This window comes from Microbacterium limosum (assembly GCF_036324365.1).
GTDB classification, from domain to species: Bacteria; Actinomycetota; Actinomycetes; order Actinomycetales; family Microbacteriaceae; genus Microbacterium; species Microbacterium limosum.
In genome coordinates this window covers 337,032-354,203 of the sequence record NZ_CP137080.1, presented here as the reverse complement: position 1 = coordinate 354,203, position 17,172 = coordinate 337,032, and the positions used below count along the sequence as shown (strand labels likewise).

17 protein-coding genes and 1 pseudogene are annotated in these 17,172 nt (G+C 72.4%); 6 read left to right on the top strand and 12 right to left on the bottom strand.

Annotated features, from left to right (window positions below; genetic code table 11):
- Positions 1-10: 10 nt before the first annotated feature.
- Positions 11-2,179, bottom strand: a complete 2,169-nt coding sequence (locus RYJ27_RS01720; RefSeq protein ID WP_330171072.1) for a malate synthase G — start codon at positions 2,177-2,179, stop codon at positions 11-13.
- A gap of 63 nt (positions 2,180-2,242) precedes the next feature.
- Here RYJ27_RS01720 and RYJ27_RS01715 point away from each other — a divergent pair, with 63 nt between their 5' ends.
- Positions 2,243-3,004: an IclR family transcriptional regulator gene (locus tag RYJ27_RS01715; protein ID WP_330171071.1), complete on the top strand. Its 762-nt coding sequence runs from the start codon at positions 2,243-2,245 to the stop codon at positions 3,002-3,004.
- A gap of 34 nt (positions 3,005-3,038) precedes the next feature.
- On the opposite strand, the gene RYJ27_RS01710 is transcribed toward RYJ27_RS01715, so the two are convergent.
- The 3 genes from RYJ27_RS01710 to RYJ27_RS01700 form a co-directional block, all read right to left on the bottom strand.
- Positions 3,039-5,255, bottom strand: a complete 2,217-nt coding sequence (locus RYJ27_RS01710; protein ID WP_330171070.1) for a heavy metal translocating P-type ATPase — start codon at positions 5,253-5,255, stop codon at positions 3,039-3,041.
- Entirely contained in the window at positions 5,252-5,476 is a 225-nt protein-coding gene (locus RYJ27_RS01705) for a heavy-metal-associated domain-containing protein (protein ID WP_330171069.1), read from the bottom strand. The genes RYJ27_RS01710 and RYJ27_RS01705 overlap by 4 nt, the downstream gene beginning before the upstream one ends.
- A 129-nt stretch (positions 5,477-5,605) precedes the next feature.
- On the bottom strand, positions 5,606-6,103 hold the full coding sequence (locus RYJ27_RS01700) for a MarR family winged helix-turn-helix transcriptional regulator (RefSeq protein ID WP_330171068.1): 498 nt from the start codon (positions 6,101-6,103) through the stop codon (positions 5,606-5,608).
- A 66-nt stretch (positions 6,104-6,169) separates the two neighbouring features.
- Here RYJ27_RS01700 and RYJ27_RS01695 point away from each other — a divergent pair.
- A pseudogene (locus tag RYJ27_RS01695) lies at positions 6,170-6,298 on the top strand (substrate-binding domain-containing protein); the annotation flags it as partial.
- 10 nt (positions 6,299-6,308) lie between these two features.
- Here RYJ27_RS01695 and RYJ27_RS01690 read toward each other — a convergent pair.
- The 3 genes from RYJ27_RS01690 to RYJ27_RS01680 form a co-directional block, all read right to left on the bottom strand.
- Positions 6,309-6,839, bottom strand: a complete 531-nt coding sequence (locus tag RYJ27_RS01690; protein WP_330171951.1) for a flavin reductase family protein — start codon at positions 6,837-6,839, stop codon at positions 6,309-6,311.
- The gene (locus RYJ27_RS01685; RefSeq protein ID WP_330171067.1) at positions 6,839-8,047 is read right to left on the bottom strand and encodes an acyl-CoA dehydrogenase family protein; all 1,209 of its coding nucleotides are present in this window, start codon (positions 8,045-8,047) and stop codon (positions 6,839-6,841) included. Before RYJ27_RS01685 ends, RYJ27_RS01690 begins: the two co-directional genes overlap by 1 nt.
- Positions 8,048-8,172: 125 nt before the next feature.
- On the bottom strand, positions 8,173-9,117 hold the full coding sequence (locus RYJ27_RS01680) for a LysR substrate-binding domain-containing protein (protein WP_330171066.1): 945 nt from the start codon (positions 9,115-9,117) through the stop codon (positions 8,173-8,175).
- Between the two features lie 206 nt (positions 9,118-9,323).
- Between RYJ27_RS01680 and RYJ27_RS01675 the strand changes: the two genes are divergently transcribed.
- Both RYJ27_RS01675 and RYJ27_RS01670 read left to right on the top strand, forming a co-directional pair.
- On the top strand, positions 9,324-10,589 hold the full coding sequence (locus RYJ27_RS01675; RefSeq protein ID WP_330171065.1) for an ABC transporter substrate-binding protein: 1,266 nt from the start codon (positions 9,324-9,326) through the stop codon (positions 10,587-10,589).
- A 25-nt stretch (positions 10,590-10,614) separates the two neighbouring features.
- Positions 10,615-11,283, top strand: a complete 669-nt coding sequence (locus RYJ27_RS01670; RefSeq protein WP_330171064.1) for a galactosyltransferase-related protein — start codon at positions 10,615-10,617, stop codon at positions 11,281-11,283.
- On the opposite strand, the gene RYJ27_RS01665 is transcribed toward RYJ27_RS01670, so the two are convergent.
- Entirely contained in the window at positions 11,226-12,548 is a 1,323-nt protein-coding gene (locus RYJ27_RS01665; protein WP_330171063.1) for a glycosyltransferase, read from the bottom strand. The two genes, RYJ27_RS01670 and RYJ27_RS01665, sit on opposite strands and share 58 nt — an antisense overlap.
- On the bottom strand, positions 12,545-13,249 hold the full coding sequence (locus RYJ27_RS01660) for a glycosyltransferase (protein ID WP_330171062.1): 705 nt from the start codon (positions 13,247-13,249) through the stop codon (positions 12,545-12,547). The genes RYJ27_RS01665 and RYJ27_RS01660 overlap by 4 nt, the downstream gene beginning before the upstream one ends.
- Positions 13,250-13,329: 80 nt before the next feature.
- Here RYJ27_RS01660 and RYJ27_RS01655 point away from each other — a divergent pair, with 80 nt between their 5' ends.
- Positions 13,330-13,818: a LacI family DNA-binding transcriptional regulator gene (locus RYJ27_RS01655; protein ID WP_330171950.1), complete on the top strand. Its 489-nt coding sequence runs from the start codon at positions 13,330-13,332 to the stop codon at positions 13,816-13,818.
- A 3-nt stretch (positions 13,819-13,821) separates the two neighbouring features.
- Here the strand turns inward: RYJ27_RS01655 and RYJ27_RS01650 are convergent, their stop codons facing one another.
- Both RYJ27_RS01650 and RYJ27_RS01645 read right to left on the bottom strand, forming a co-directional pair.
- The gene (locus tag RYJ27_RS01650) at positions 13,822-14,628 is read right to left on the bottom strand and encodes an NADPH-dependent oxidoreductase (protein ID WP_330171061.1); all 807 of its coding nucleotides are present in this window, start codon (positions 14,626-14,628) and stop codon (positions 13,822-13,824) included.
- Positions 14,629-14,668: 40 nt separating this feature from the next.
- On the bottom strand, positions 14,669-16,105 hold the full coding sequence (locus RYJ27_RS01645) for an SDR family NAD(P)-dependent oxidoreductase (protein ID WP_330171949.1): 1,437 nt from the start codon (positions 16,103-16,105) through the stop codon (positions 14,669-14,671).
- 287 nt (positions 16,106-16,392) lie between these two features.
- On the opposite strand from RYJ27_RS01645, the gene RYJ27_RS01640 reads away from it, so the two are divergent.
- A complete protein-coding gene (locus tag RYJ27_RS01640) occupies positions 16,393-16,836 on the top strand; it encodes an NUDIX hydrolase (protein ID WP_330171060.1) in 444 nt (147 codons plus the stop codon).
- 118 nt (positions 16,837-16,954) lie between these two features.
- Here the strand turns inward: RYJ27_RS01640 and RYJ27_RS01635 are convergent, their stop codons facing one another.
- Entirely contained in the window at positions 16,955-17,089 is a 135-nt protein-coding gene (locus RYJ27_RS01635; RefSeq protein ID WP_330171059.1) for a hypothetical protein, read from the bottom strand.
- Positions 17,090-17,172 lie beyond the last annotated feature (83 nt).

Below are 17,172 nucleotides of genomic sequence, written 5' to 3'. Positions count from 1 at the left end.
ACCGCGCCGATCACACGCCGGTGAGCGCCCGCGCCTTCGCCTCACGCCGCGCCCGGTGCAGGATCGGCTCCGTGTAGCCGTTGGGCTGCGCGGCGCCGTCGAACACCAGCTCGAGCGCGGCGGCGAACGCGACGCTCTCGCCGAGGTCCGGCCCGAGCGGCCGGTACGACGGGTCGTCCGCGTTCTGCGCGTCGACGACGGCAGCCATGCGCTCGAGGCTCTCCCGCACCTGGTCGCCGCTGACGACGCCGTGGCAGAGCCAGTTGGCGAGCAGCTGGCTCGAGATGCGCAGCGTCGCGCGGTCCTCCATGAGGCCCACGTCGTCGAGGTCGGGGACCTTGGAGCATCCGATGCCCTGCTCGACCCACCGCACGACGTATCCCAGCAGCGACTGCACGTTCAGGTCCACCTCCCGCGCACGGGCCGCCTCGTCCCACTCGGCCGGGTCGCCCACGGGGATCGTCAGCAGGCGATCGATATCGGCGATGGGGCGCTCAGCGATCTCCCGTCGGCGGGCCGCGACATCCACGTCGTGGTAGTGCGTGGCGTGCAGCGTCGCGGCGGTCGGCGAGGGGACCCAGGCGGTGCTCGCACCCGCCTGCGGATGCGCCGCCTTCTCGCGCAGCATGTCGGCCATGCGATCGGGCATCGCCCACATCCCCTTGCCGATCTGGCCGCGCCCGGGCAGCCCCGCGGCGAGCCCGACGTCGACGTTTCTGTCCTCGTAGGCGCGGATCCACTCCTGCGCCTTCATCTGCGTCTTGGGCACGACGGGTCCGGCGTGCATCGAGGTGTGGATCTCGTCGCCCGACCGGTCCAGGAACCCCGTGTTGATGAACACGACCCGGTCGGCCACCTCCGACAGCACCGCCTCCAGCGTCAGGCTCGTGCGGCGCTCCTCGTCCATGACGCCGATCTTGATCGTGCGCTCGGGCAGCCCCAGCACCTGCTCGACGCGTGCGAACATGTCGCGGGCGAGCGCCGCCTCGGCCGGGCCGTGCATCTTCGGCTTGACGATGTAGATCGACCCCTCGCGTCCGTTCGTGCGCTCGCCGCGGCGGCCCGGAAGGGCGCACAGGGCCGTCAGGAGCGCGTCGAGCAGACCCTCCCCGATCTCGTTGCCGTCCGCGTCGAGCACGGCGTCGGTCGTCATGAGGTGGCCGACGTTGCGCACGAACATGATCGCGCGGCCCGGCAGCACGACGCGTTCCCCGGCCGGCGACGTGTACTCCCGGTCGGCGGCGAGCCGTCGGGTCACGGTGCGCCCGCCCTTCTCGAACGCGTCCTGCAGATCCCCGCGGTTCAGGCCCAGCCAGTTCCGATACGCCGCGACCTTGTCGTCGGCGTCGACGGTGGCCACGGAATCCTCGAAGTCGACGATCGTGGTCAGCGCCGACTCGAGCACGACGTCCGCGACGCCCGCGGGGTCGGACGCACCCACGACCCCCGACCGGTCGATGAGCAGCTCCAGGTGCAGGCCGTGGTGGCGCAGCAGCACGGCCGTCGGGTCGGCCGGGTCGCCGGCGAAGCCACGCAGCGCCTCGGCATCCTGCAGCCCCGTCTCGGCGCCACCGGCGAGAGTCGCCGACAGCGCGCCGTCACGGATGCCGTAGGCCACGACATCCGCGTGGGAGCCGCCCTGCAAGGGCATCGCGCGGTCGAGGAAGGCCTTGGCCCATGCGATCACCTGCGCGCCCCGGTCGGCGTCGTAGCCGCCCCCGGCGGCGGCGCCCGGGATGGCATCGGTGCCGTACAGCGCGTCGTAGAGCGACCCCCAGCGCGCGTTCACGGCGTTGAGGGCGTACCGCGCATTGGTGACCGGCACGACCAGCTGCGGCCCGCACAGCGAGGCGATCTCCTCGTCGACGCCCTCCGTCGTGATGGTCGGCACGGGGGCCGCGTCGAGGTAGCCGATCTCCCGCAGGAAGCCGCGGTAGCGCTCCGTGTCGCGGTGACCGCCGGGGTTCGCGCGATGCCATTGGTCGATCGTCCCCTGCAGGCGGTCACGCTCGGCGAGCAGCGCCCGCGTGCGCGGCCCGAACTCCGCCGCCATGCCCGCGAGAGCCCGCCACAGCGCGTCCGCCGAGACCCCGGAGCCCTCGAGCGCCTCCTCCTCGACGAAGGCGCGCAGCACGGGGGCCACGCGGATGCCGGCGATGTCGACGTGGTCGGAGCTCATCGTCTTTCCATTCCTCGGATAGCGGGTGCCGTTCGATCCTGCGGGGGCGTACCATCGGCGATCATGGACCGTCCCTCTCAGCCGGACACGGAAGCCGGTCGCTCGACCGTCGACACCGTGATGTCGCTGCTCGGCGCCTTCGACGAGCGCCACCGCGTCATGGGGGTGCGCGAGCTGGCGCGTCGCTCCGGCATCCCGCGCTCGACCGCTCATCGCGCGATCGGGCAGCTCGTGGCGTGGGGTGCGCTCGAGCGCACGGATGACGGCGTGCAGATCGGCGTGCGGCTGTTCGAGATCGGCACCCTCGCGCCCACGCACGCGCGCCTGCGCGAGGCGGCGCTGCCGTACGCGCACCACCTCGCCGAGTTCACGCGGCTCACCGTCAACCTCGCCGTGCGCGAGGGCTCGCAGATCGTCTACCTCGAGAAGATCACGCAGGCCTCGCACCGCGTCTCGCACACGCGTCTCGGCGGTCGCGGCGACGCCCATGCCACGGGACTCGGCAAGGCGCTGCTCGCCTTCGCCTCCGCGAGCGAGATCGACGCCGTGCTCTCTCAGCCCCTGCGGCCGGTCACGCCGCACACGATCGTCGATCCCGCCCTCCTGCGCCGGGACCTCGCGGCCACCCGCGCGCGGCGCGTCGCCTTCGACCTCGAGGAGTCGCGGGCCGGCCTGTTCTGCGTCGCCTCCCCGATCCTGGATGCCGCGGGCGCGCCGATCGCCGCGATCTCCGTCACCGGGGCCACGACGAGGGCCCAGGTCGAGGAGCACGCGGGGGCGCTGCGCACGGCGGCGCTGGCGATCGGCCGCGCCGTCGCTCCCTGAACGGACTCGTCGCTCCCCGACCGGTGCGCCGGCCTCAGGGACGGAAGCGGCGCAGTCGCAGGCTGTTCATCACGACGAACACCGACGAGAACGCCATCGCGGCGCCCGCGATGAGGGGGTTCAGCAGACCCAGCATCGCGAGCGGGATCGCCGCGACGTTGTAGGCGAACGCCCAGAAGAGGTTGCCCCGGATGATCGCGAGCGTGCGGCGCGCGAGGCGGATCGCCACCGGGACGGCGCCGAGGTCATCGGAGACGATCGTGATGTCGCTCGCGGCCACCGCGGCATCCGTGCCCCCGCCCATGGCGAGGCCGAGGTCGGATGCCGCGAGCGCCGCGGCGTCGTTGACGCCGTCGCCCACCATGGCCACGACCCGCCCCTCGGCCTGCAGCGCCCGCACGATGTCGAGCTTGCCCTGCGGCGTAACGCCCGCACGCACGTCGTCGATGCCGACGGCGCGGGCCACCTCGTGCGCCGCGCCGGCGTTGTCGCCCGTGACGAGGATGGGGCGGAGCCCGAGCGCGCGCAGGCGCCCGATCGCGGCGGCGCTCGTCGGCTTGACGGTGTCGGCGACGGCGATCGCGCCGAGGGCCCGCCCGTCGACGGCGACCGCGATGACGGTCGCCCCGGCGTCCTCCTGCGCACGGGCCCACTCCGCCGCCTCGCGAGGGAGGGGAACGCTCCACTGCTCGGCGAGCCACGCCGCGCGCCCCGCGACGACGGCGTGGTCGCCGACGGCGGCCTGCACCCCGAAGCCGGTGTGCGCGACGAAGGCCTCGGCATCGCGGGGGGCACCGTGCGCCTCCACGATCGCCTGCGCGATCGGGTGCTCCGAGCCCGCCTCGGCCGCGGCGGCCCACGCCACGAGCTCGGCGGGGTCGACACCCTCGACCGCGTGCACGGCGGCCACCGCCATGCGTCCCGTCGTGACGGTGCCGGTCTTGTCGAGCACGATCGTGTCGACCGCGCGCGTCGCCTCGAGCACCTGGGGCCCGCGGATGAGGATGCCCAGCTGCGACCCGCGGCCGGTTCCCACGAGGAGCGCCGTCGGGGTCGCGAGCCCGAGGGCGCAGGGGCACGCGATGATGAGCGTCGCGATCGCCGCGGAGAGGGCGACCTCCGGCGTCGCCCCGGAGAGGAGCCAGCCCGCGAGGGAGACGAGCGAGAGCCCGATGACGACGGGGACGAAGACCGCCGAGACGCGGTCGGCGAGCCGCTGCACCCGCGCCTTGCCGGTCTGCGCCTCCTGCATGAGGCGACCGATGCGCGCGAGCTCGGTGTCGGCGCCGACGCGCGTGATCTCGACGCTCAGCCGCCCGCCGACGTTGAGCGTCGCGCCCGCGACGCGGTCGCCGGGCCCCACCTCGACGGGCACCGACTCGCCCGTCAGCATCCGCGCGTCGATCGCCGATGTGCCGGCCGTCACGAGGCCGTCGGAGGGGATCTTCTCCCCAGGGCGCACCACGACGACGTCGCCGACCGTGAGCGCCGCGACGGGCACGCGCCGCACGGAGCCGCCCTCCACGACGCTCGCCTCGGTGGCGGCGAGGTGCAGCAGCGCGTCGAGCGCCTCGGACGATGCGCGCTTCGCGCGCGCCTCGATGTAGCGGCCCGCGAGCAGGAAGACCGTGACGGCGGCGGCGACCTCGAGGTACAGCTCGCCCGAGGCGTGCGCGGGGTCGCCGATCCAGCGGAACGTCATGGTCATGCCGGGCTCGCCCGCCATCCCGAAGAACAGGGCCCACAGCGACCAGCCGAAGGCCGCGAGCACGCCGAGGCTCACGAGCGTGTCCATCGTGACGGCACCGTGGCGGGCGTTCACCGCCGCCGCACGGTGGAAGGGCCAGGCCCCCCACACCGCCACGGGGGCGGCGAGGGCGAGGGCGAGCCACTGCCAGTTCGTGAACTGCAGCGCCGGCACCATCGACAGCACCGCGACCGGCAGCGCGAGGACGGCGCTCACGACGAGACGGGTGCGCAGTGCGCTGAGTTCGTCGGGGGCGGATGCCGCGGCATCCCGTCCCGTCGTCGCGTCGGGCGGAGCGGGCACGCTCGCCGAGTACCCGGCGCCCGCCACGGCGGCGAGGATGTCGTCGACGCTCGTCCCCTCGGCACGCACCCGCGCCTTCTCGGTGGCGTAGTTCACACTCGCCTCGACGCCCGGCAGCTTGTTGAGCTTGCGCTCGATCCGTGTCGCGCACGACGCGCACGTCATGCCCCGGATGTCGAGCTCGAGGTCGGCGGCGCTCACGCGGGTGCGCCGGCGAGCGTGTAGCCGGCCTCCTCCACGGCCTCCCGGAGCGCGGTGGCGTCGAGGGGCGCTGCGCTCGTGACGCGCACGCGCGACGCCTCGCCCGCGCGCAGATCGACGTCGACGGCGGCGACGCCCGGGATCTCACCGATCTCCTCCGAGACGCTCGCGACGCAGTGCGCGCAGGTCATCCCGGAGACGAAGAGTTCGGTAGTGGTCATGACGGGTCCTCTCATCTCGGGCGAGGGAGGGCGGAAGCGGATACCCCGGCCGGGTATCACCCTCGCACGCAGGAGATACAACGTCAAGTACCCCCCTGGGGTATTCCCGGCGTGTGGCCGCCCGTGTCGTCAGCCCTCCCGGCCGAGCTGGCGCAGCACGCGCGCGAGCGTCGCCTGGTCTTCGCGGCTCACGCCGCTCAGCGCGTCGGCCTCGACGCGCGCCAGCTCGGTCATCGCGGCATCCACCCGCTCGATGCCCTCGGGTGCGAGCCGCACGAGCACCCCGCGCCCGTCGCGGGGGTTGGGGCGCCGCTCCACGAGTCCGCGCGCCGACAGCTTTTCGAGCCGCGTCGTCATCGCCGCGCTGCCGATCATGGTCGCGGCGATGAGCTGCGCGGGGTTCAGCTCGTGCGGGGCGTCCGCGCGGCGCAGCGCCGCGAGCACGTCGAACTCCCACACCGCGAGCCCCGCGGAGCCGAAGGCCTTCGACCGGAGACGAGAGAGGCGGTGGGCGGCGCGTCGCAGCCGCGACATGACATCCAGCGGCGTGAGGTCGACATCCGGCAGGTGAAGCGACCACGCGTCGATGATGAGGTCGACCTCGTCATCGCGCTCCGCGGCATCCATGTCTCCGACCGTATCGCGCGCGAACCGCCGAGTCGCCTCAGGCACCCGTCGACGCGCCCATTGACGCGGGAGCAGGCGCATCTCCTCCTCGCCCAGCCGGATCGGCCCACGGCCGTCTTCGCGGCCAACGACCTGTCGGCGATCGCCGTCATGGAGGCCGGCGCCGCGCTCGGACTGCGCGTGCCCGAAGACCTCCCGTGACGGGCTAGTTGCGCGCGGCGCCGACGAGACGGGCGGGCTCGGCGACCGAGTCCTCACCCACCCGATGCCACGTGCGATTGCGGTACACCAGCCCCTCGTCCGCCGCGGTATCCGCAGCGCAGCGGGACTCGACGGCGGTACCCACGAAGACCGTCGAGCCTCCCGCGTCGATGCGGTGCAGGATCCGGGCCCGCAACCAGGTGTGGGCGTCGTCGAAGACCGGCTCACCCGTGGGCAGTCGGCGCCACCGCGCCGTGTCGGCGAACCGGTCGACCCCGCTGGTGGCGCCGAGAACCGCGAGGTCGAGGTTCTGCGCAGAGAGCAGGTGCACGACGACGGTGTCCGCCAGTCTCAGCACGGTCGAGCTCGAACTGTGCACCGAGACGGAGAACATGAGCAGCGGTGGGTCTGCACTCACGGCGGACACCGACGAGGCGGTGAGGGCGATCGGCACGCCGTGGGCGTCGGCCGTGATGAGCGCGACCCCCGCGGGGTGCAGGCGGAAGGCCGCCTTGAAGTCGTCGGCGGGGATCATCACGCCACCGATCCCAGATAGCGCACCGCCGCCTGCCGCCAGTTGAGGGTCACGTGGTGGGAGATCATCTCGACATCGCGCTTGGCTCGCGAGACGGGATGCTCGGCGCTGCCGGCGCGCGCTCCCACGAGCGAGAAGATCTGCTGGACGGAACGCAGCGCAGTCCGGGTGACGAGGGAGTTGTCGCGCATCTCGCGCGCGATGTCGGCCTCCGTCGATTCCTTGCGGTCCCGGGCGCGCTGGGAAGCCTCGAAGCTGCGCTTCTCGATCAGCAGACGAGCCATCTGGATGTCCCCCTGAGCCGCCGCGAATTCGCTCGCGACGTAGTCCTGGTCGGCGAGGCGCACCGCGCCGCCCAGCGCGTTGGCGACCCGGGTGCTCGATCCCACCGTGTCGGCGAAGTGCTCGGCCGCGCCCCATGCCGCGCCGACGGCGCAGGAGGCGAACGGAAAGCGGCCGTTCGAGGGCCAGGTCGCCCACATCGTGTCGAATGTCGGATGCAGCGAACGACGCTCGGCGAGCTTTCGGACCGTGTCCTTCGTCGCCTGCACGCGACGCTCCGGCACGAAGACGTCTCGAACCGCCATGGACCGACTCCCCGTGCCACGCATCCCCGTCGGGTGCCAGTCGTCGATGGTCTCGGCCTCGCCGTGAGGGACGAGGAACATGTGCCCCTCACCGGCCTCACCGACGGGGGCGTTGAAGATCAGCCACTCGGAGAAGTCGGAACCGCTGCAGAACCCCCACTGGCCGGTCAGGCGGTACCCGCCCTCGACCTTCCGAGCGGTGGCCTTCGGGTTCAGGTTCGTGTTGCCCGCAAGCGTGGCGTAGGGATCATCGCCCCAGATCTCGTCCTGCACCTCTTCCGGGAACGAGAGGATCGCCATGTTGTCCGAGCTCAGGATCGAGAACACCCATGCCGTCGACGCGCACCCGCGGGCGAGGTTCATGGCCACGCGTGCGTGCTCGTGCTCGCTCAGTTCCAGCCCGCCGTACTTCTTCGGCTTGAGGATGTGAAAGAACCCCGCGTCACCGAGCATGCGATATGTCTCGGCGGGTATGCGACGTTCGCGGTCGACCTCGGCGGCCCGGTCCCGCAGGGCGGGGATCATCTCCTGCGCCCGCGCGACCAGGTCGTCGGCCGTCAGCGTCGGATCGGGGGCCGACCGCGGGGCCTGCTCGCGGGTGTCGAGAATGCTGGTGCTCATCGGATGCCGCCTCTCCCGCGGCGTCGCTGCCGCGGTCACAGTGTGGGTGTCGTGCGACCATCCTGCGATCCGCGCCATCAACGGTCAAACAGAACAAATCGCGCATAAAGCACGATTCGTTCGAATTAAGAGACCGGATACTGCCGGCGGAGCAGATCCGCCAGAGCCCGCGCGCGCGGAGAGGGCTCGACGCCCGCGGCCCAGGCGAAGACGACCTTGGCCGCGGGCGGCGGGGGAACGATCTCCCGCTCCACGATGGGCAGACCCTCGTAGGTGAGGGTGTTCACCGGGCGCTGCACCAGAACGGCGTACGCCGAATCGGAGCGGGCCACGATCGAGCGCGTCAGTTCGAAGGCGTGCGTCCGATGTCGCACCCTGGGGACCAGGCCCCGCGCCTCGAACATCGACATCGCGTACCGCGTGCTGGGGTTCTGATCGAACAGCACGAGAGGGTAGGCCGCGAGCTCCTCCATCGTGACGAACTCCTTCGCCGCGAGCGGATGGTTCTCACCGAACAGTGCGTATCCGCGAGCCTCGTAGAGCTCGAAGGTCCGGATGCCGTGGAACCCGCCCATGTCGTACACGATCGCGGCATCGATGGATCCGTTCAGGAGCGCGGCGCCCAGCTCGTCCTGGGCCCCCACGACGAAGTCGACGGACACGCGAGGGTGCAGGTCCTCGTACTCGTCGAGGACTCGCGGCAGCACGGTCGGAGCGAGTGTCGCGAAGCACCCGACGACCAAGGGTCCGGACATGTCATTGCCCGTTCCCTGCACCGCGTAACTGAGCTCCGCCACATCGGCCAGGAGCCGTCGCGCCTTGTCGAGGACGAGCGCACCGGTCGAGGTGAGCGTGACCCCCTGCGCTCGCCGTCGAACGCACAGCTCCGCCCCCAGCGCTCGCTCCAACTCGGTGATCGACGCCGAGATCGCCGATGGCGAGAACTGGAGCCGACGCGCCGCGCCGCTGATCGTCCCTTCGTCCGCTGCGGCGACGAAGTGCGCGAGCTGACGGAAGGTCAGCTCCCCGCGGGTGACGTGTGCGTGCAGTGCCGACTCCGTTGTGGACATGCGGGCAGCGTATAACACGGCGCAGTCGTGTTTCTTGATCGGATTGTTTCGATTGACCGCGTAATGGCCGGAGCCCGAGAGTGGAGCCCGGGAGCCCCTCCCCGGCCGAGATCGCCCAAGCTCGGCCGTGGCGACATCGAGGTCGTGAGCGTTCAGAGAGGAACGCCGCGTGATGCGCGCCATCGAACCCAGGAAGGCGCAGTCCTATGCAGACCATTCCCACCCGATCCCGCGCGGTTGCCGCGGTCGCGTCCGCCGGGGCGCTCGTCCTCCTCCTCGCCGCGTGCGGCGCTCGGGACGCCGGCTCCTCGACGGACGCGCCGGAAGGCGGCACAACCAGCCCGGGGATCACCGACGAGTCGATCACCATCGGGACGACATCGCCCCTCACCGGCAACGCAGCCGGTGTGGGCACGTGCGCCGTCGACGGCGCGACGGCCTACTTCGAGACCCGCAACGAGGAGGGCGGGATCACATTCGGCGACGGGAAGACCCGCACTGTCGAGTTCCGGGCCTACGACGACAAGTACGACCCGCAGCGCGCGCTCGCGAACTTCCAGCAGATGCAGTCGGATGACGTGTTCGGCGCGGCGTTGAGCCTCGGCACCCCGACGAATCGCGCGTGGCGGGAGGCGGCGATCGACGCGGAGTTCCCACAGGTCCTCCTGCAGACCGGGGATCCGCTCTTCAGCGACAGGTCGGAGAGCCCCTGGCAACTCGGTCTGCTGCCGGTCTATCAGCAGGAGGGCGAAGCGTTCGGGGAGATGCTGGCGGCATCCGGCACGGATCACCGCGTCGCGATCCTCTACCAGAACGACGATTTCGGCCAGGGCTACGTGGAGGGCTTCCTCTCGGCCGTCGAAGGGGCCGAGAACATCGATATCGTGGAGGAACTGAGCTTCGAAGCGACCGCGACGGACGTCAACGCCCAGATCACGGAACTGGCCTCCTCGCAGGCGGATGTCTTCTTCAACGCGATGTCCTCTCTGGCGCCGTTGGTGATCGGCTCGCTCCAGCAGGCGAACTCCATCGGATGGCTGCCGGAGATCTTCCTCCCCTCGACCTCGGCGAGCCCCGGCGCGTTCCTCACCCCGTCCGGGGTCGCGGACAACTTCCCCGCGATCTACACGACGGCATCGTCGATGAACGCGGGGTCGCCCGCGTTCGCGGAGAGCGCCGAGGGACAGGAGTTCCTCTCCGCGCTCGCAGAGCACACATCGCAGGAGGGAGTGCCGGCCTTCCCCCAGTGCTTGTGGAGCTGGATCGGGGCGAGCGTGCTCGAGGAGGCGTTCACCACGATGACCGAACCGACGCGGGAGAGCTTCATGGACGCCCTCCGATCGATCTCGGACTTCCCGGCGCCGTTCCTGTTGGACGGCGGAGCCATCGACACGACCCAGGAGGATCGCCCGGCCATGCGCGATGTCGTCGTACAGGAGTACACCGGCACGGGCTTCACCCCGGTCGGCTGAGCTCGGGCCCGCATAGACTCTCCGGGTGCGTCCCGCGACCGTCGTCCTGCCCTGGCGCCCCGCACCGTCCCGCCTCGAGGCCTATGATCGCGTCCGTGGCTGGTACGCCCGCATGCTGCCGGAGCTGACGGTCACGACGATCGACTCCCCCGACCCGGTCTTCAACCTCGCGTTGTGCCGCAATCTGGCCGTCGAGTCGCTCGCCGAGCCGGACGACGTCGTCGTGCTCGGCGACGCCGACACGATCCCCGAGCCCGCGCCCCTGCGCGCGGCCATCGAGGCGGCCCGCACGTCGGGTCGCGTGCACCTGCCGTACACGGCGTACCACTGGCTCGGCGCCGAGGGTGCGGCGCAGTTCGCCGCCGGGATCGCCCCGGAGGACTGCCGCTTCGAGCTCGTGCGGGGCGCCTGCTCGGGGGTCTACGTGACGACGCGACGCACGTGGGAGAGCCACGGCGGGCAGGATCCGCGATTCCGGGGATGGGGTTACGAGGATGCCGCCGCGTGGCAGCTCGCCCACACGACGCTCGTGGGCGCTCCCCCGCAGCGACACGAGGGGCGCGTGTACGCCCTGCATCACGTCGCCGAGACGCGCGCGGGTGCGCAGTACGACGCGAACGCGGCCCTGATGGAGCGCTACCGCACGGCGTCCGAGGATGCCTCGGCGATGCGCGCGCTCGTCAGCGAGCGGTAGGCGCGTTCGGGTCCGGGTGCGGCCCGCTGGTCCGCCGCGATCGCCTCGAGCGTCGCGGCGTCGACGGCCCGCCCGTCCAGGAGCGACGCCACCGCGTCCGCGATCGCCGACCCATCGGCGACGTTCGGATCGAGCGAGAGCCCCACGCGCGCCGCCTCGATCGCCGCGGCGCCCGCGAACTGGTCGGTGGAGAAGGGCAGCACGAGCAGCGGCACGCACGCCCCGAGCGCCTCCGTCACGGAATTGTTGCCGCCGTGCGTGACGGCCGCGGCCGCGGCGCCCAGCAGGCGCACCTGCGGCAGGTAGGGCCGCACGAGCCACCCGCCCGGGATCTCGCCGAGCTCGGCCACGGGGGTCGACCCCGACGCGATCGCGGCGCGCACCCCGAGTGCCCGCAGGGCGTCGGCGACGCGGCGCAGCACGTCTGCGCGCACCGAGAGGAAGCTGCCGAAGCTCACGTAGACGAAGGGCACGGCGTCCGCGAGCCAGGCCTCGACCTCGGCGTCCGCGGGCTCGACGCGTCGGGTCGAGCCGAGGAAGACGGCCCCGTCGACGGATGCCTCCGGCCGCAGCTGCGCCGGATAGTTGTAGAAGACCCGCGGGCCGTGCGTGGCGAAAGCGCTCGCGGTCGGCGTCGCCGCGGCATCCAGCTGCGCCGTGGCGCGGTTCCACTCTCTCGTGAAGTTCCGCGACACCCGCTCGCACAGCTCGCGCAGGGCCGACAGCTCCGCGCCCGTGGGCCGGAAGGCGTCCGGCCACGCCGGCGGGAACCCGTAGAGCTCGTCGCGCACGGGGAGCGCGCTCGGGTGCCCGAGCACGACGTCGGCGTAGTCGTGGCCCGCGGCGTCCAGGGCCAGCCGTGCACTGAAGGCGAGGTGGTCGATGAGGATCGCCTCGGGCCGCAGATCTGCGACGATCCGCAGCGTCGCGCGGCCAGCCGCCACCGGGTCCCACATCAGGTCGGTGAGACGCTCCTTCGCCTGGTAGGCGAGCGTCGGGACCATCCCCTCGCGCGTCGCGGCGAAGAAGCCCCGCAGCGAGTCCGCCTCGTCGCGGGGCTGCTCGTCGGCCCGGATGACGCCGGGATTCGAGCCGCGCCCGAGCTGCAGGTGCACTCGCTCGAAGCCGAAGCCCGCGACGATGTCGGCGGTCGCGGGGCCCGTCGCGACGACGACCCGATGCCCGCGATCCCGCCACGCCGTGGCGATCGTCGCGAGGGGCAGCAGGTGGGAGGCGTAGTCGGGGCTGATGAGCAGCAGCGTCACGACGCCGCCTCCACGACGGCGCGCAGTTCCGCCTCCTCGCGGGCCACCCCGGCATAGACCTCGTCGAGCGCCGCCGCCATGCGCTGGATCGTGAACCGGTCGCGCACCATCCCCCGCGACCGCTCCGGGCGGACATCGTCCGACTCGCCCGCCGCGTCGAGCGCCGCCACCAGGGCGGCCGCGAGGGCCTGCTCGTCCCATGTCCGGGTGAGCGTTCCCGTCGTGCCGTCCTCGACGTACGTGGCCGGACCGCCGCCCGCGGGGGCGACGACATACAACCCCGTGGCCATCGCCTCGAGCAGGGCGATGCCGAACTCCTCCTTGATGCTCGCGCAGGCGTAGACGCCGCTCGGCGCGATCACGCCCTCGAGCCCGAACCGGGCGGCGGCCAGCCACCGCGCGGTGATGTCGTTGGGCCGGTGCCCCGCCAGCACGAGGCCCGCGCGGGCGCGCTCGGCGGCCGGGACGATCGCCTCGATCGCATCGAGCTGCTCGCGCTCGTCGAGCGACGGCTCGCGCAGGTCGCCGCCGACGATCAGGAGGTTCGCGCGGGCCTGGGCACCGCTGTCGACCCAGGCCCGCACGAGGGGGGCCATGCCCTTCACGCGGTGCAGCCGCCCGACGCTGACGACGAGCGGAAGGCCCCGGCGCTCGGGGGCGAGGGCCGCGACGAGGTCGCGCAGCGCGTCGATCGCGGGCACCGCAGCCTCGCCCCGCGCCGCGGCCTCGGCATCCCCGAGCGCGGCGTCGATGGTCTGCAGGTCGACCCCCTCGGGGGACGATCGAGTGCCGCTCGGCGTGCGCCGAGAGGTCGATACCCACGAGCCGGCGCATGTCCTCGTCGAGGCGGCGCGCGCTCGAGGCGGCGGGGATCGCGCTCTCCCCCGAGCTGGTGCGCCCGACCGAGCACTGGGACCGGGCCACGGGGGCCGCCACCACGCGACGCCTGATCGACGACGGCGTGGCGTTCGACGCCGTGTTCGCCCTCAACGACACCCTCGGCCTGGGTGCGCTCCGGGCACTCGGCGAGGCCGGCATCCGCGTTCCCGACGATGTGGCGCTCATCGGCTTCGACAACATCGACGAGGCCCGCTATTCGGTGCCGTCCATGTCGAGCATCGACACGGGCCGCGATCGGATCGCCGAGATGGCGGTCGACCTGCTGCTCGAGCGCATCCACGAGAAGGGCGAACGGCGGCCGCCGCGCACCCTCACGCCCGATTTCCGCGTCGTCGGACGCGAATCGACGGGATTCGCCGGCGGGGGATGAGCCTCAGCGCGACGGCAGGCCGCGCCGCTCGAGGGAGGCGCGCATGCCGTCGCGCCCCCGCAGGCTCGCCCCGCTGCGGATGCGCCCCACGATCGTCTCGATCCAGCCGCGCGCCGCACCCTGTCCGCAGTAGTACTCCCGGACGGCGTGATCGTACGCGCCGATCGTCTCGTCGGGCGACGCCCGATAGGTCTCCCGGTGCCGCACGACGGATTGCGGGAGCCGCGGCTTGATGCCCGCCCGGTCGCGCGGGTCGGGGTGGCCGAGCGCCATCCCCATGACGGGGAACGCGCCCCGCGGCAGCTCGAGAAGGTCGGAGATCGCCTCGGGCGCGTTGCGCACCGCTCCCACGTACACGGCGCCGAGACCCAGCGACTCCGCCGCGACCGTGGCGTTCTGCGCGGCGAGGGCCGCGTCGATGACGCCGACGAGCGTGCTCTCCATGTAGTCCACGCCGTCCGCGGGCTCGCCGCGATGCGATGCGACGGCACGGTGGCGCGCCCAGTCCGCCACGAAGACGAGGAAGACGGGGGCCTCGCGGATGAACGCCTGATCGCCCGCCAGGCGCGAGAGGGCGTCCTTGCGCGCGGCATCCCTCACCTCGACGACCGACCAGGCCTGCATGTTCGAGCTCGTCGCCGCGGACTGCGCGGCGGCGACGATCGCCGTCATCGTCTCGTCGTCGATCCCCTCCTCCGTGAACGAACGCACGGAGCGGTGCCGCAGCAGGAGGGGGATCACCTCGTTCCCCGTCGCCGTCGTGGCGGGCGCCGCGCCGCCGTATCGCAGATCGAGCAGTTCTGAGGTCATCAGAACAGGGTGCCACGCTCCGGTCGCAGCGGGGCGGGGCTCACCAGTTGCCGGGGGCGTAGTCCTTGAGGAAGACCCCGAAGAGATCCTCGCCCGCCTCGCCCCGCACGATCGGGTCGTACACGCGCGCCGCGCCGTCGACGAGATCCAGCGGGGCGTGGAACCCCTCCTCCGCCAGCCGCACCTTCGTCGGGTGCGGGCGCTCATCGGTGATCCAGCCGGTGTCGACGCTCGTCATGAGGATGCCGTCGGTCTCGAACATCTCGCGCGCGCTCGTGCGCGTGAGCATGTTCACCGCGGCCTTCGCCATGTTCGTGTGCGGATGCCCCGGGCCCTTGTAGCCCCGCCCGAAGACGCCCTCCATCGCACTGACGTTCACGATGTACGTGCGCGGCGCGGGGCTCGCGGCGAGCGAGGGACGCAGCTTCGACACGAGCAGGAACGGTGCCGTCGTGTTCGCCAGCTGCACCTCGAGCATCTCGAGCGGGTCGACCTGATCCACGCGCTGCGTCCAGGAGTTGATGTGGTCGAGATCGGGCAGCAGCCCGCCCGCATCGATCGCCGTGCCCGCCGCGAGCCGCTCGAGCGAGCTCGATCCGGCGCTCATCGCCTGCTCGGTCAGCTCCTCCGCGCGGGCCGCCGCGGCCGCCAGGATCGGGTGGGCGCCCACCGAACGCTCGAGCGCCTGCGGGTGCCGGTCGTTCGTGTGCCCGAACGTCACCAGCTCGGGCAGCGGACCCTCCGGCAGCGGCGCGAGCTCGGCATCCACGAGCGGCTGGTACGCCCCCGGCGAGCGCCGGACGGTCTGCGTGGCGTTGTTGATCAGGATGTCGAGCGTGCCGGCCGCGGCGACGTCGTCGGCCAGGCCGATGACCTGCGCAGGATCCCGCAGGTCGATCCCCACGATCTTCAGCCGGTCGATCCACTCGGGGGCGTCGGGCAGGCTGCTGAAGCGGCGCACCGCGTCCCGCGGGAAGCGGGTCGTGATCGTCGTGTGGGCCCCGTCGCGCAGGAGGCGCAGCGCGATGTACATGCCGATCTTCGCGCGACCGCCGGTGAGCAGCGCGCGACGCCCGGTGAGATCGGTGCGGGCGTTGCGCTTGGCGTGGCTCATCGCCGCGCAGTCGGGACACAGCTGGTGGTAGAACGCGTCGACGAGCGTGTACGGCTGCTTGCAGATGTAGCAGCCGCGCGCCTTGAGCAGCGTGCCCGCCGTCGGCGCCGTCGTGGACGTACTGATCGGGATGCCGCGGGTCTCGTCGTCGATGCGGTCGGGCGCCCCCGTCGCGGTCGCGGCGACCACTGCCCGGTCGGCGGTCGCGATCGCCTCGCGGATCTCGCGCCGGCGCACCTTCTTCACGGCCTTGAACATCGCGGCGGTCGCGCGACGCACGGCGACGTAGTCGGGGTGGGCCTGGTCGACAGAGGCCATGCCCCCGAGCACCTTCAGGGTGATCGCGAGCTCGTCGGGGTCGATGCCGCTCGGCGGTTGCCCGACCTCGCCGCTTCGCGGCTGTCCGACCTCGCCGCTTCGCGGCTGTCCGGCGGCGCCGGTCGGCGGCGGTCCGGCGGCGCCGCTTCGCGGCGTGTCGGCGGTCACGGAAGTCTCGTCGGGCACACACGATTCTACGTCGCCGCCCCGCGGCATCCCGCCCCGCCTCTCCCGCGAACGGTCGCGACATGCCGCGCGCCTGCACCCCGCGCGGCTCGTCGCGACCGTTCGCGCGGGGGTGTCGACCGGCCCGCGCCTGTTAGCGTGCCCGGGTGAGCACCGCGCAGCCCGAGCCCCGCCGCATCCGCGTGTCGGCGGCCGTCATCCGAGACGACGCCGGCCGGCTGCTCGTGGTGCGCAAGGGGGGCACGACCGCGTTCATGCAGCCCGGCGGCAAGCCCGAACCGGGCGAGACCCCGTCCGAGACCCTCAGCCGTGAGCTCGAGGAGGAGCTCGGCGTGCGGGTCGACGCCGCAGACCTGCGCCCCCTCGGACGGTTCACGGCTGCCGCCGCCAACGAGCCGGGCTTCCTCGTCGTCGCCGACGTGTTCGAGGCGTCGCTCGGCTCTCAGCGCCCGCGGGTCGGGGCCGAGATCGCGGAGCTGCGCTGGATCGGCGCGGTCGACGCCGGCGGGGTGGATGTCGCGCCCCTCGCCCGCGAGTACTTCCTGCCCGGCCCCGACACGGCGTCCCGGGCGCGAGAAGCACGTCGTTGACGGTGGCATGCGCGGGCCGCGAAGCGCCGATCGCCCGTCTCGAAGAACCGCATCCCCGCGATTCCATCGACCGTGGCGTGATGCATCCTCGCGGCGATCACCTCGCGGCCGCGGGCGGTCAGCCCAGGTTGACGAACACGAGATAGGACACCCAGTACGCGGCGGTGCCCGCGCCCGCCATCACGAGGGCGAGCACAATCACCCGCCGCGCCGTCCACTTCTTCCGATCCGATTGCGCCTGCTGCTCGCTCACTCGCCGTCTCCTCCCACTTCGAGCCCGCACATGTCGGTTGGGCTCCTGGCGTTCCGTCGTGACACTATCGACGGAAGCGGGAG